Genomic DNA, 13,317 nt, shown 5'->3' with positions numbered 1-13,317 from the left:
AGACGCGGGGTCAGGCCAGCCACTTCTTCCACACGGCGGGGTGGCCGTCCACCCACTTCCGCGCCGCCTCCTGCGGGTCCAGCTTCTGCTCCGCGATCATCAGCGAGACCTCGTTCTGGTCCTTGGTCGTCCAGCGGAACTTCTTCAGGAAGGCCGCGGCCTTCCCGCCGGACTTCGCGAAGTCGGCGTTGAGGTACTTCTGGAGCGGGGTGTGCGGGTAGGAGCAGGCCACCTTGGCCGCGTCCGCGTCGCAGCCCTCCTTGTACGGCGGCAGCTTCACCTCCGTCATCGGCACCTTCTCGAACAGCCACTGGGGCGAGTACCAGTAGGTCAGGAAGGGCTTCTTCTCCTTGGCGAACTGCTTCATCTGGGTGATCTGGGCCGCCTCGGAGCCGGCGAAGACCACCTGGTAGTCCAGCTTCAGGTTCTTCACCAGCGCCTTGTCGTTGGTGACGTAGGACGGGGAGCCGTCCATCAGCTGGCCCTTGCCGCCGCTCTCCGCGGTGCGGAAGAGCGAGGCGTACTTGTTCAGGTTCCGCCAGTCGGTGATGTCGGGGTGCTGCTTGGCGAGGTACGTCGGCACGAACCAGCCGATGTGCCCGGTGACCCCGAGGTCGCCGCCGCGCACGATCGTCTTCTTGTCCTCGACGTACCGCTTCTCCTGGTCCGGGTGGCCCCAGTCCTCCAGGAGGGCGTCGACCCGGCCCTGGCTGAGCGCGTCCCAGGCGGGCACCTCGTCGACCTGGACGGTGTCGACGCGGTAGCCGAGCTTGTGCTCCAGGATGTACTGGGCGACGGCCACGTTGGACTGCGCGCCCACCCAGGACTGCACGGACAGGGTGACGGACTTCGCGCCCCCGGCGTTCGCGAAGGGCGAGGCCTGCTTGGTCATGTCGGCGGCGCCGCAGCCGGTCGCGGTCAGCAGCACCAGCGAGCCCACCAGGGCGGTCGTACGACGTCGCATGTCAGGCTCCCTTCTTCGCGCGCCGCTCGGTCGGCTGGGTCACCCGGTCCAGCATCAGGCCCAGGCAGACGATGGCGGCACCGGCGACCAGGCCGGTCGCCAGGTCGCCCTGGGCGAGGCCGAACGCGACGTCGTAGCCGAGGGCGCCGCCGCCGACCAGGCCGCCGATGATGACGACGGCGAGCACCAGCACCACGCCCTGGTTGACGGCGAGCAGCAGCGCGCGCCGGGCCAGCGGGAGCTGGACCTGCCACAGCTGCTGGCGGCCGGTGGCGCCCAGCGAGCGCGCGGACTCCAGCGCGGCCTGGTCGACCTGGCGCAGGCCCTGCGCGGTGATCCGGACGACGGCCGGCAGGGCGTAGACCACGGCCGCGGCGACGGCGGGGGCGCGGCCGACGCCGAACAGCGCGACGACCGGGATCAGGTACACGAACTGCGGCATGGTCTGGAAGACGTCCAGGACCGGGCGCAGGGCGCGTTCGACGCGGTCGCTGCGGGCCGCGGCGACACCGGTCGCGAAACCCAGGACGAGGGTGACGGCGACGGCGGCCAGCACCTGGGAGAGAGTGTCGAGCGACGGCTCCCACACGCCGAGCACCCCGATCGCGGCCATGGCGAGGACGGCGGTCAGCGCGGTGCGCCAGGTGCCGATCAGCCAGGCCAGGGCGGCCACGACGAGCAGCACCGCCCACCAGGGCAGCCACTGCAGACCGTCGCGGACGGGGTCCAGGATCCAGGTGGTGAAGTGGCCGGCCCAGTCCGCGGTGCCGCCGACGACCGGGACGCCGGAGTACAGGTGGGCGGTCATCCAGTCGACGGCCCGGTTGACCGGCTCGGCGATGCCGAGGGTCCAGCCGGACGGCCAGTCCGGCGCGCCCAGCAGGCGGGTGACGAGGGCGACGGCCACGGTGACGGCGAGGGCGTACGGCCAGCCGATGGTGCGGGGCCGGGTCGTGCCGTCGCCGGCGGCGGCGGTCACGCGGTCCAGGACCACGGCGAGCAGCACGATCGGGATGCCGGCCGCGAGGGCGGCGCCGACGTCGACCGAGGCGAGGGCCTGGTAGACGCGGTCGCCGAGGCCGCCCGCGCCGATGACGGCGGCGATCACGGCCATGGACAGCGCCATCATGATCGTCTGGTTGAGGCCGAGGAGGAGTTCCTTGCGGGCCAGCGGGATGCGGGCGGTCAGCAGCCGCTGGCGGCGGGTCGCGCCGAGCGACTCCACGGCCTCCAGGACTTCGGGGTCGGCACCGCGCAGGCCGAGCGCGGTGAGGCGGGCCATCGGCGGGGCCGCGTACACGACGGTGGCGAGGACGGCCGCGGGGACGCCGATGCCGAAGACCAGGACGACGGGGAGGAGGTAGGCGAAGGCCGGGAGCACCTGCATGGTGTCCAGGACCGGGCGCAGGGCGCGGTCCAGGCGGTCGGAGAGGCCGGCGCCCAGGCCGAGGAGCGCGCCGACGACGACGGAGGCGAGGACCGCCACGACCATCAGCGCGAGGGTCTGCATGGTCGGGACCCACATGCCGAGGGCGCCGCAGGCGAGGAACGCGACGGCCGTGCCGGCGGCCAGACGGACACCGGCCACGCGCCAGGCGAGCAGGGCGGCGAAGGCCGTCACGCCCGCCCAGCCCGCGGCGAGGAGGGTGAGGTAGACGGCTCGGACGGCCCAGATGACGGCGTTGCTGACGTAGCCGAAGAAGTACAGGAACAGGGGGTGGCTGTCCCGGTTGTCGATGACCCAGTCGCTGGCGGTGGCGAGGGGTTTGTCGAGGTGGACCGTCAGCGCGTGCGGCCAGGAGCCGTTGCCCCAGCGGCTGAGGAAGGGCAGGAGGACCGCGGTGAGGAGGGCGAGCAGGAGGAGCTTGCCCGCGGCCCGGCTCTTGAGGACGCGGGGTGTGCCGGTGCCGGAGGTCGGGATGCTGAGCGTTGCCATCAGACGGCCTCCGGGCTGGTGCGGGGGCCGGGCGGGGTCGCCTGCCGGCGCCTGCTGGGTGCCGGTGTCCGTGGGCCGGGCGCCGCCCCGGCGGCACCGCTGTCCGCGGCTGCGGCGGTCCCCGCGCTCGGCGCCGGGGTGTCCACGCCCGCGACGACTCCCAGCAGCTGCTCGTGGTCCACCACGCCGAGGCAGCGGCCCTTGTCCATCACGCGGGCCGGTTCCCCGGCCCGGGCCACCGCCTCGATGGCCTCCGCCACCGTGGCCTCCGGGCGGATCGCCGGGCCGGCTTCCGTGTCGTCCGGGCACAGCGGGCGCATCGCCCTACGGGCCGTCATCACCTGTTCGCGCGGCACGTCCCGGACGAACTCGCGGACGTAGTCGTCGGCCGGGTCGCCGACGATCTCCTCGGGGGTGCCCAGCTGGACCACCTGGCCGTCGCGCATGAGGGCGATGCGGTCGCCGAGCTTGAGGGCCTCGGTGAGGTCGTGGGTGATGAAGACCATGGTGCGGCCCTCGTCGCGGTGCAGGCGGGCCACCTCGTCCTGCATGTCGCGCCGGATGAGGGGGTCGAGGGCGCTGAACGGCTCGTCGAACAGCAGCACCTCGGGATCCACCGCCAGCGCCCTGGCGAGGCCGACCCGCTGGCGCTGGCCGCCGGAGAGCTGGCCGGGGCGGCGCCTCTCCATGCCTTCGAGACCGACCTTGGCGATGAACTCGGCGGCGCGCTCCCGGCGTTCGGACTTGCCGACGCCCTGGATCTCCAGGCCGTAGGCGACGTTGTCGAGGACCGTGCGGTGCGGAAGGAGGCCGAAGTGCTGGAAGACCATCGCGGCCCGGTGCCGGCGCAGCTCGCGCAGGCGGGCCCTGTCCATCGCGCGGACGTCCTCGCCGTCGATGGCGATGGTGCCCGCCGTCGGTTCGATCAGGCGGGTCAGGCAGCGCACCAGGGTGGACTTGCCGGAGCCGGACAGGCCCATGACGACGAAGACCTCGCCCTTGCGGACGTCGAAGGAGACGTTCCGGACGGCGGCCGTGCAGCCGGTGCGGGAGCGCAGTTCGGCGGGGGGCAGCGCACCGAGTTCCGGGTCCTCGGGAACGCGCTCGGGCTTGGGGCCGAACACCTTCCACAGTCCGGACACCGAGAAGACGGGCTCGGTGGTGGTGGGGGGCTTGCGGGTGGGGACGGTGAGAGTCACCGGGGGTCACCTCCGATCAGGTCGACGGCCTTCTCCCCGACCATGAGGACCCCGATCATCGGGTTCACGGCGGTCATGGTCGGGAAGACGGACGCGTCGGCGATGCGAATGCCGTCGAGGCCCCGGATCCTCAGTTCCGGGTCCACCACGGCGAGTTCGTCGTCGGCGGCGCCCATCTTGCAGGTGCCGGCCGGGTGGTAGACGGTGTGCGCGACCTTGCGGGCGTACTCGCTCAGCTCGGCGTCGCCGAGGATCTCGGGGCCGGGGCAGACCTCGCGCTTGAGCCAGCCGGCCAGCGGCTCGGTCCTGGCGATCTCACGGGCGATGCGGATGCCGTCGACGAGGGTCCGCGCGTCGTAGTCGTCCTCGTCGGTGAAGTAGCGGAAGTCGAGGGCCGGCTTGACGGCCGGGTCGGCGCTGGTCAGGTAGAGGCGGCCACGGCTCTTCGGCTTGGGGATGTTCGGCGTCATCGAGACGCCGTACCGCGGGCGTTCGTAGCCGAGGCGCTCCGGGTTGTCCGTGAACGGGATCTGGTAGAAGTGGAACATCAGGTCCGGGCCCGCGTGTGCGGGGTCGCGGCGGACGAACAGGCCCGCGTCGGAGTCCATCGCGGAGTTCTCCGGGATCGGGCCGTGCGTCTCCCACACGATGACCGACTCGGGGTGGTCGAGCAGGTTCTCGCCGACGCCCGGCAGGTCGTGGACGACGGGGATGCCGAGCGCTTCGAGGTCCCGGGCGGGGCCGATGCCCGAGTGGAGCAGCAGGCGCGGGGAGTCGACGGCGCCCGCGCACAGGACGACCTCGTTACGGGCACGGATCAGCAGTTCCTCGCCGTCCTTGGTGCGCACGTGGACGCCCTCGGCGCGGGTGCCGTCCAGCTCCAGCTTGTACGCCCAGGTCTCCAGGAAGATGCGGAGGTTGGGGCGTTCGTCCATCACCGGGTGCAGGTAGGCCACCGACGCCGAGGAGCGCTTGTTGGTCTCGGGGTGGTAGGCGAGGTCGAAGAAGCCGACGCCCTCGGTGAACGGCTTGCGGTTGAAGCCCTCGACCCGGGGTACCCCGAGCGCCGACCGGGCCGCGTCGACGAAGTCGCGGGCGATGGCGTTCCGGTCCTTCTCGTCGACGGAGACGATGTTGTTCTTGAGGCGGGCGAAGTAGGCCTCCATGGGGACGGCGCCCCAGCCCTTGGCGCCGGCCTCTTCCCACTCGTCCCAGTCGGAGGGCAGGGGCTTGAACGAGATGAGGGTGTTGTGCGAGGAGCAGCCGCCGAGGACGCGGGCGCGGCTGTGCCGGATGTGGGAGTTGCCGCGGGGCTGCTCCACCGTGGGGTAGTCGTAGTCGAGTTCGCCGCCGAGCAGGCCCATCCAGCGGCGCAGGGTGAGGACGTCGTCGCGGCCGACGTCGCTCGGGCCGCCCTCGATGACGGCGACGGTGACGTCGGGGTTCTCGGTGAGGCGGGAGGCGATGACGGAGCCCGCCGTGCCGCCGCCGATGACGACGTAGTCGTAGACGTGGGGAGTGTGGGACATGGGAGTGCTGCTCCAGGTGGGGACGTACGGCTTGCGCGGTGGGGTTCAGCCGGCGAACCAGCGCACCGGCTTCGGCGCGAGGTTCTGGTAGACGTGCTTGGTCTCGCGGTACTCGGCGAGACCGGCGGGTCCCAGCTCGCGGCCGGTGCCGCTCCTGCCGAAGCCGCCCCACTCCGCCTGCGGCAGGTAGGGGTGGAAGTCGTTGATCCAGACGGTGCCGTGGCGCAGCCGGGCGGCCACCCTGCGGGCCCGGCCGGCGTCGGAGGTCCAGACGGCGCCCGCGAGGCCGTACTCGGTGTCGTTGGCGAGGAAGACGGCCTCGTCCTCGGTGCGGAAGGTCTCGACGGTGAGGACCGGGCCGAAGACCTCCTCGCGGACGACCCTCATCTCGCGGTGGCAGGCGTCGAGGACGGTCGGCTCGTAGAACCAGCCGGACTCGGGGCGGTCCGGTGACGGCTCCGGCCGCTTGCCGCCGCAGCGCAGGACGGCACCCTCCGCGAGCGCGGAGGCGACGTACGCCTCGACCTTGGCGCGCTGCTGCTCGGAGACGAGCGGGCCGCACTCGACGCCGTCGGCCGTGCCGCGGCCGAGCCTGATCCGCTGGGCCCGGCGGGCGAGTTCGGCGACGAAGCGCTCGCGGACCGACTCCTCGACGATGAGGCGGGCGCCGGCCGAGCAGACCTGGCCGCTGTGGATGAAGGCCGCGTTCAGGGCCTGGTCGACGGCGGTGTCGAAACCCTCCTCGGTGGCGCAGGCGTCGGCGAAGACGACGTTGGGGTTCTTGCCGCCGAGTTCGAGGGCGACCTTCTTGACGGTGGGCGCGGCGGCCTGGGCGACCTTGGTGCCGCTGACCAGGCCGCCGGTGAAGGAGACGAGGTCGACGTCGGGGTGCTCGGCGAGCCGGGCGCCGACCGTGTGGCCGGGGCCGGTGACGAGGTTGGCCACGCCCGCGGGCAGGCCGGCATCGGCCAGCAGATCGATCAGGGCGACGGTGGTCATCGGGGTGATCTCGCTGGGCTTGATCACGAAGGTGTTGCCGGCGGCGAGCGCCGGGGCGATCTTCCAGCTGGCCTGGAGGAGCGGGTAGTTCCAGGGGGTGATCAGCGCGCAGACGCCGACCGGTTCGTGGACGACCACGCTGTGGATGTCGGGCGAGCCCGCGTCGACGACCCGGCCCGGGGCCTCGGCGGCGACCAGGTCGGCGAAGTAGCGGAAGGCGTCGGCGACGCAGTCGATGTCGACGCGGCCCTCCTCGACGGTCTTGCCCGCGTCCCGGCTCTCCAGCAGGCCGAGTTCCTCGCGGTCGCGCACCAGCAGGTCGGCGACGCGGCGCAGCAGGGCGGCGCGCTCGGCGACCGGGGTGTGCGGCCAGGGGCCCTGGTCGAACGCCTGCCGGGCGGCGGCCACCGCGCGTTCGGCGTCCTTCTCGTCGCCCTCGGCGACCACGGCGAACGGCCGGGCGTCCGCGGGGTCGAGGATCTCCCGGGTGGCGCCGGAGACCGCCGCCAGCCACTCGCCGCCCGCGTGGATGGTCGCGCGGGCGTGTCGTTCCGTTCTGTCCGCCATGATCGGTGTTGCCTTCCGTCTTCGGTCCGTGCCCCTGCGTGACAGGGCCGTCTCGGCTGGGGACCGTCGCCGCCTGCCCAAGGCCTCCGCATCGCATGCGCAATCGGTGGTCGAAAGTGCGCCGCGTCACTGAAAATGCGGTCGAAAAGGGACAAAAGTAGGGTGAGGAGGGGTGTCGGGAGGTGGCGCGATGGCTCGTGGATCGCGACTGTGTGCGGGGGCAAGCATCACCGCGGCCCTGCTGATCCCGCTCGCCCCGCCCGGCACGGCACCCGCCGCGTCCGCCACGGCACCCGCTCCCCCGGCCCCGGTCCACTCCGGCGGCCTGCCGAAGACCCACGCCGACGACGGCGGTCCGAGCGCCCGCGCCCTCGCGGACGAGGCGCGGAGCAACCTGCTCAAGGCGCGCTCGGTGCACCTCAGGTTCACGGACCACCGCGCGAGCGCCGACCGGACCGCCCCGGCCTCGCTGGAGCTGACGCTCGACCGCGCCGGAAACTGCGCGGGCAAGCTGGTCATGGGCGCGGACGGCGGCACCGTCACGCTGGTCAAGCGGGGCGACCAGGTGTGGATGAAGCCGGACACCGCGTTCTGGAAGGCGCAGTTGCCGGGCCACCGGGGCGATGCCGTGGCCGCACGCCTGAAGAACCGCTATCTGCACGGCTCCACGAAGGACGCCGTGCTCAGGGGCATGTCCGGCACCTGTGACCTGACCGCCTTCCAGAAGGCGGCCGCCGCCGAGTCCTCCCTGCGCACCACGCTCACCAAGGGCAGGGAGACGAAGGTCGACGGCACGAAGGTGATCCCGCTGACCGGCACCGGGCACGGCGGGAAGAAGATCACCCTCTACGTCACCTCGGCCACCCCGCACCGCCTGGTCCGGGCCGCCCAGCGGGGCGCCGGCACCGACCAGGACCTCACCCTCACCGGCTACGGCGAGCCGGTCCCGTCCGCCACCCCCGCCCCGGCGCAGTCGGTGGACATCTCCGTGCTCCAGCGGGAACTGGAACACGACGGGCGCTAGGCCCTGTCGTCAAACTCCCGTCCGCCGCGCGACGCCATGCACGCACTCTCGCCGCACCGGGCCCCGGCCCAGGTACATCCAGTACCAGGGCCAGGGTCCGGCACTCCCCCAGCCTCCGGCGGGGGGGACCCCCAGAGCACGCACCTGACGCCGCGCGGCCCGCCCTCCGGGCGGACGACGGGAGTTTCACGACAGGACCTAGAACGCCGCTGACGCCTGGAGCATCAACTCCCGCACGCAGCCGCGCAGCCAGGCGTGGGCCGGGTCGGCGTCGTGCCGCGGGTGCCAGGCGAAACCGACGCCGACGGCCGGCAGCGGGAGCGGGACCTCGAAGACGACCAGGCCCAGGGCCTCGGCGAGCGGACGGCCCCACTGGCTGATCAGCCCGATCAGATCGGTGTCACGCAGCACGAACAGCGACGCCGGGTAGGTGCCGACACTGCCCACCACCCGGCGCTCCAGGCCGAGTCCGGCGAGGGCGTCGTCGACCGGGCCGCGCTGCCTGCCGCGCCGGGAGACGACGAGGTGCCCCGCCGCCCCCGCGAACCGCTCCGGCGTCACCTCGCCCTCCAGCAACGGGTGCCCGGCCCGTACGACGCCCAGCATGCGGTCCTCGTACACCGTCTCCACGTGCACCTCGGGCGCGACCGAGTCGATCACCCCGACCTCCAGGTCGGCGGTGCCCTGGCGCAGGAACGGGGCGTCCACGTGGCTCTCGCTCAGGAAGCGCAGGCGGATGCCGGGGGCCTCGCGGGCGGCGCGGGCGAACAGGGCGGGGCCGTGGGTCGCGGCGATCGCGTCGTGGCCGAGGATCGTGAAGGTGCGGGTCACCTCGCGCAGGTCGGTGTCCCGGCCCGGCGCGAACAGGGCGCGGGCCCGCTCCACCACCGCGCTCACCTCGGCGCGCACGGCGAGCGCGTGCGGGGTCGGGACCATCCGGCGGCCGGCGCGGACCAGCACCGGATCGCCGAGCGCCTTGCGGATGCGGCCCAGGGTGCGGCTCATCGCCGGCTCGGACAGGTGCAGGCGGCGGGCGGCGCCCTGCACGCTCTCCTCCTCCAGCAGCACGTCGAGCGCGACCAGGAGGTTCAGGTCCAGCCCCGTGGATTGCGTCATGCGCAGGTGTTCCTTGCGAAGGTTGCACTGGAGTGCAGGTCAGGCCCGAGCCTACGGTGAGAGCGCATCCCACACCACCCACCAGCTCCCGGGAGGAGCCGTGCCCGCGCACGCCCTGAAACGCTCGACACTGCTGACCCTGTGCGCCTGCGTGCTGGTCGCGCAGAGCATGGTCGCCGCCATCAACCTGCTGATCCCGCAGCTGGTTTCGTCCGGCCTGCGCCCCTCGCACACCGAGATCCTGTGGACGGTCGACGCCTACGTCATCGTCTTCGCGGGCCTGCTGATCCCGGCCGGCGCGCTCGGCGACCGGTACGGCCGCAAGGGCGCCCTGCTCGCCGGCCTCGCCCTGTTCGCCGTCGGAGCCGCGACCAGCGCGCTCGCCCCCGGTCCGGCACTGCTGATCGCCGGCCGGGGCCTGTCCGGGGCCGGGGCCGCGCTGATCACCCCGGCGACGATGTCGATCCTGGTGCACCTGGCCGGGCCGGAGCGGCGCGCCCAGGCGATGGCGTCCTGGACGCTGGCCATCGGGCTGGGCGGCATGGCGGGCAACCTGGGCGGCGGCCTGGTCGGCCAGTACCTGTCCTGGCGGGCGCTGTTCGCCGCGATGGTGCCGCTGGCGGCCGTCCTCGCCGCCGCGGTCGCGGCGACCACCCCGCGCACGGCCCGCTCCGCGCAGGGCAGCCCGGACCCGGTCGGCACCCTGCTGCTCACCGCCGGCCTGGTCGCCGTGCTGTTCGGCATCATCGAGGGGCCGGACCTCGGCTGGGCCTCGCCGCGCATCCTGACCGCGTTCGGTGCGGGCGCCCTGCTGGTGGCCGCCTTCACGGTCCACGCCCTGCGCTCCCGCGCCCCGCTGTTCGACCCGCGCGTCTTCCGCTCCGCCGGGCTGCGCGCGACCACGCTGGGCCTGGCGACCGGATTCTTCGGCCTGTTCGCGCTGTTCTTCGTCAACTCGCAGTACCTGCAAGAGGTCAAGGGCTTCGGGCCCGCGGTGACCGGGGTCGCGATCGTGCCGCTGATCGTCGGCATGGCGCTGGTCCCGAAGCTCGCGGCCCGCTGGTCGGCGCGTCCGCGCCCGGTCGTCGGCACCGGGCTCGCGCTCATCGGCCTGGGCCTGCTGGCCGCGTCCACGGCGGACGCGCACACGCCGTACGCGCTGTACGCCTGCTGGCTGCTCGTCATCTCGGCGGGCACCGGGCTGGCCATGCCGGCCCTCACCCTGGGCGTCGTCCTGTCGCTGCCTCCGCACCGGGCGGGTCTCGGCTCCGGCCTCGGCACCTCGGCCCGCGAGATCGGCGCGGCCCTCGGCGTCGCCGTCGCGGGCACGGCCCTCGCCGGTCACGCCGACTTCGCGAGCGGGATGGGCCCGGCGCTGCGGACCGTCGGTGCGGTCGTCCTGCTGGCGACGGTCCCTGTCGTCGTCGGCCACCGGCCTGCCGGCCGCGCCGTGCGCACGGCCGTGGACACGCGGGCGGCGAAGGAGCCGGTCGCCTGAAGCGCCGGGGACGCGACCTCGGCACATGCCACGAGGTCCCCTCCCGCCGGAGCGGAAGGGGACCTCGTGTGTGGAGCGCCGGGCAGGCCTTGCACCTGCATCTCCCCGCAGGAAGCGGGGCGTCTTTCCTTGGACCACCAACGCATCACCTGGTGCCGGGTTTTCCGGCGGCCGGTGCGTGATCAACTATAGCGCACCGGCGCCGGGTGACTCCACGTCGGATCAGATGAGGCCGAGGCCGCGGACCGCCTCGCGCTCCTCCTCCAGCTCCTTGACGGAGGCGTCGATGCGGGCGCGGGAGAACTCGTTGATGTCCAGGCCCTGGACGATCTCGTACCTGCCGTCCTTGCAGGTGACCGGGAAGGAGGAGATGAGGCCCTCCGGGACGCCGTAGGAGCCGTCCGACGGGATGCCCATGGAGGTCCAGTCGCCCTCGGCGGTGCCGTTGACCCAGGTGTGGACGTGGTCGATGGCGGCGTTGGCGGCGGAGGCGGCGGAGGACGCGCCACGGGCCTCGATGATCGCCGCACCGCGCTTGGCGACGGTCGGGATGAAGTCCTCGGCCAGCCACTTCTCGTCGTTCACGACCTCGGCGGCGTTCTTGCCGGCGACCGTGGCGTGGAAGATGTCCGGGTACTGGGTGGCGGAGTGGTTGCCCCAGATGGTGAGCCGCTTGATGTCGGAGACGCTGCTGCCCGTCTTCTTCGCCAACTGGGTGAGCGCGCGGTTGTGGTCCAGGCGGGTCATCGCGGTGAAGCGCTCGGCCGGGACGTCCGGGGCGGCGGCCTGCGCGATGAGCGCGTTGGTGTTGGCCGGGTTGCCGACGACGAGGACCTTGATGTCGTCCGCCGCGTGGTCGTTGATGGCCTTGCCCTGCGGCTTGAAGATGCCGCCGTTGGCCTCCAGCAGGTCACCGCGCTCCATGCCCTTGGTGCGCGGGCGGGCGCCCACCAGCAGGGCGACGTTGGCGCCGTCGAAGGCGACGTTCGGGTCGTCGGTGATGTCGATGCCCTGCAGCAGCGGGAAGGCGCAGTCGTCCAGCTCCATGGCCGTGCCCTCGGCGGCCTTCAGGGCCGGGGTGATCTCCAGGAGGCGCAGGCGGACCGGCACGTCCGCGCCGAGCAGCTGGCCGGAGGCGATGCGGAAGAGCAGGGCGTAACCGATCTGGCCGGCCGCGCCGGTGACGGTGACGTTCACGGGAGTGCGGGTCATGGCGTTCTCCGTATGACAGCTGGCGGTGGGGCGTCCCTGCCCCGGGCGGATGATCGATCTCTTGGCATCAAGAGAGATCCAGCGGTCAGGCTATCGCGCATCCGTCAGGTGAGACGTCCGGGGCCGTGTGGCTCACCCCACAAGCGGATCAGGGGGACGTATCGCCTGCCGGGCGTGGCGCGGGAGGGCTGTGAAAGAGGCGGCCGTCCGTCCGGGAGAGGGGGGACGGAGACGGCCGCCGGTGGGGGTACCGGCGTACCGGACTCCCGTGGGGGGACACCGTCTCGCGTGCCCAGGATCGGTCCCGCCATGCGCCCCCGCCGGAAATTCCCCCTCCGTTTCTTTCGCCGCCGACTTCTCTCGCCGCCGGCTTCTCTCGCCGACGCGCGACCGCCGGGGCTAATCCGTGCAGCCGGTCTCCCCCGAGGCGAGGGTGGCGCAGGCCGTGGCCTGTGCCGGGTCGCGCACGGCGACCATCGGGGTGTAGCCGATCGTGTCCCCCACGGCGGTGATGTCACCCGTCTGCCGGACCTTGCCCACGGTGACCCGCACGGTGTCGCCCGGGGCGCCGCTGGTGATCCGGCCCCAGGCCGTGCCGCACGCCCTGCTGTAGCGGACCTCCAGGGTGGTGGTGCCCACGGTGGCGGTCTTGGCGGTGCTCACCAGGTCGCCGCTGCACCCCATGGCCTCCGCGTCCTTGCCGGTGCAGGCGGCGCCGGTGCACTTCACGCCGGGCGGCGGGCTCGTCCGTGCCGGGGCGGACGGCGAGGGTGACGCGGTGGCCCCCGCGTCGGACGTCCCGTCCCCGCCCCGATGGGTGAGGAAGAAGACTCCGGCGATGAGCGCCCCGGCACCGACCAGCCCCGCGAAGAACATCACCACCTGCTGCCGGTGCGCGGACCACCGGCGCAGGAGGCCCTCGGGCTGCCTGCCGGCGGCTCCGCCGGGGACGCCCGGGGCGGGGGCGGGGATGGCCACGGTTCCGGCGGCGCCGCCGGGGATCCGGGCAGAGGGGACGCCCTGGGTCCGGGGCGAGGCGGCCGGGGTCCCGACGGTGAGGCCCGGGGGCCAGGCAGCGGCGCCCGGGGCGCCGCCGGGGACGCCCTGGCTCTGGGCGGACGGGCCCTGGGCTCCCGCCGCCGAGGGGCGTGCGGGCACGCCGGAGGCCCCGGCAGGCGTCTCGATCTCGTGCAGGTCGACGCCGAACCGCTCGGCCACCTGCCGGGCGTAGCGCAGGTCGTCCGGCATCGCCTCGTACCTGGCGTCCTCGGCG

General features: G+C 73.3%; 10 protein-coding genes. 2 read left to right on the top strand and 8 right to left on the bottom strand.

What is annotated here, in order from left to right; all coding sequences use genetic code 11:
* Positions 1–10: 10 nt before the first annotated feature.
* Genes ABZV94_RS23415 through ABZV94_RS23395 form a run of 5 tightly spaced genes read right to left on the bottom strand, consistent with a single transcriptional unit; the run spans position 11 to position 7,194 of the window.
* A complete protein-coding gene (locus tag ABZV94_RS23415) occupies positions 11–964 on the bottom strand; it encodes an ABC transporter substrate-binding protein (RefSeq protein WP_356343233.1) in 954 nt (317 codons plus the stop codon).
* Position 965: 1 nt separating this feature from the next.
* Complete coding sequence (locus ABZV94_RS23410; protein WP_356343231.1) at positions 966–2,900, bottom strand: ABC transporter permease subunit; 1,935 nt, start codon at positions 2,898–2,900, stop codon at positions 966–968.
* A complete protein-coding gene (locus ABZV94_RS23405) occupies positions 2,900–4,099 on the bottom strand; it encodes a glycine betaine/L-proline ABC transporter ATP-binding protein (protein WP_356343229.1) in 1,200 nt (399 codons plus the stop codon). The genes ABZV94_RS23410 and ABZV94_RS23405 overlap by 1 nt, the downstream gene beginning before the upstream one ends.
* Entirely contained in the window at positions 4,096–5,628 is a 1,533-nt protein-coding gene (locus ABZV94_RS23400) for a GMC oxidoreductase (protein ID WP_356343228.1), read from the bottom strand. The genes ABZV94_RS23405 and ABZV94_RS23400 overlap by 4 nt, the downstream gene beginning before the upstream one ends.
* Before the next feature lie 45 nt (positions 5,629–5,673).
* Positions 5,674–7,194 carry an aldehyde dehydrogenase family protein gene (locus ABZV94_RS23395; RefSeq protein WP_356343226.1) on the bottom strand — a complete coding sequence of 507 codons (1,521 nt, stop codon included), beginning with the start codon at positions 7,192–7,194 and terminating at the stop codon, positions 5,674–5,676.
* Between the two features lie 190 nt (positions 7,195–7,384).
* On the opposite strand from ABZV94_RS23395, the gene ABZV94_RS23390 reads away from it, so the two are divergent.
* On the top strand, positions 7,385–8,218 hold the full coding sequence (locus ABZV94_RS23390) for a hypothetical protein (protein WP_356343224.1): 834 nt from the start codon (positions 7,385–7,387) through the stop codon (positions 8,216–8,218).
* Between the two features lie 198 nt (positions 8,219–8,416).
* Here ABZV94_RS23390 and ABZV94_RS23385 read toward each other — a convergent pair whose 3' ends face one another.
* Positions 8,417–9,334, bottom strand: a complete 918-nt coding sequence (locus ABZV94_RS23385) for a LysR family transcriptional regulator (protein WP_356343222.1) — start codon at positions 9,332–9,334, stop codon at positions 8,417–8,419.
* A gap of 100 nt (positions 9,335–9,434) precedes the next feature.
* Here ABZV94_RS23385 and ABZV94_RS23380 point away from each other — a divergent pair, with 100 nt between their 5' ends.
* On the top strand, positions 9,435–10,832 hold the full coding sequence (locus tag ABZV94_RS23380; RefSeq protein WP_356343220.1) for an MFS transporter: 1,398 nt from the start codon (positions 9,435–9,437) through the stop codon (positions 10,830–10,832).
* A 222-nt stretch (positions 10,833–11,054) separates the two neighbouring features.
* Here the strand turns inward: ABZV94_RS23380 and ABZV94_RS23375 are convergent, their stop codons facing one another.
* The gene (locus tag ABZV94_RS23375; protein WP_356343218.1) at positions 11,055–12,044 is read right to left on the bottom strand and encodes a malate dehydrogenase; all 990 of its coding nucleotides are present in this window, start codon (positions 12,042–12,044) and stop codon (positions 11,055–11,057) included.
* 399 nt (positions 12,045–12,443) lie between these two features.
* Positions 12,444–13,317 (bottom strand): DUF2690 domain-containing protein (locus ABZV94_RS23370; RefSeq protein ID WP_356343216.1); only part of this gene is annotated, 874 nt, incomplete at its 5' end.

Source organism: Streptomyces sp. NPDC004658 (assembly GCF_040609555.1).
Classification (GTDB): Bacteria; Actinomycetota; Actinomycetes; order Streptomycetales; family Streptomycetaceae; genus Streptomyces.
Note: the sequence above shows the minus strand (reverse complement) of the source record. Positions and strands in the feature narration are given on the sequence as shown.

Excerpts from the sequence above, each read along its gene's own strand:
- ABZV94_RS23415 (WP_356343233.1), bottom strand. The coding sequence starts at position 964 with ATGCGACGTCGTACGACCGCCCTGGTGGGCTCGCTGGTGCTGCTGACC.
- ABZV94_RS23410 (WP_356343231.1), bottom strand. The coding sequence starts at position 2,900 with ATGGCAACGCTCAGCATCCCGACCTCCGGCACCGGCACACCCCGCGTC.
- ABZV94_RS23400 (WP_356343228.1), bottom strand. The coding sequence starts at position 5,628 with ATGTCCCACACTCCCCACGTCTACGACTACGTCGTCATCGGCGGCGGC.
- ABZV94_RS23395 (WP_356343226.1), bottom strand. The coding sequence starts at position 7,194 with ATGGCGGACAGAACGGAACGACACGCCCGCGCGACCATCCACGCGGGC.
- ABZV94_RS23390 (WP_356343224.1), top strand. The coding sequence starts at position 7,385 with ATGGCTCGTGGATCGCGACTGTGTGCGGGGGCAAGCATCACCGCGGCC.
- ABZV94_RS23385 (WP_356343222.1), bottom strand. The coding sequence starts at position 9,334 with ATGACGCAATCCACGGGGCTGGACCTGAACCTCCTGGTCGCGCTCGAC.
- ABZV94_RS23375 (WP_356343218.1), bottom strand. The coding sequence starts at position 12,044 with ATGACCCGCACTCCCGTGAACGTCACCGTCACCGGCGCGGCCGGCCAG.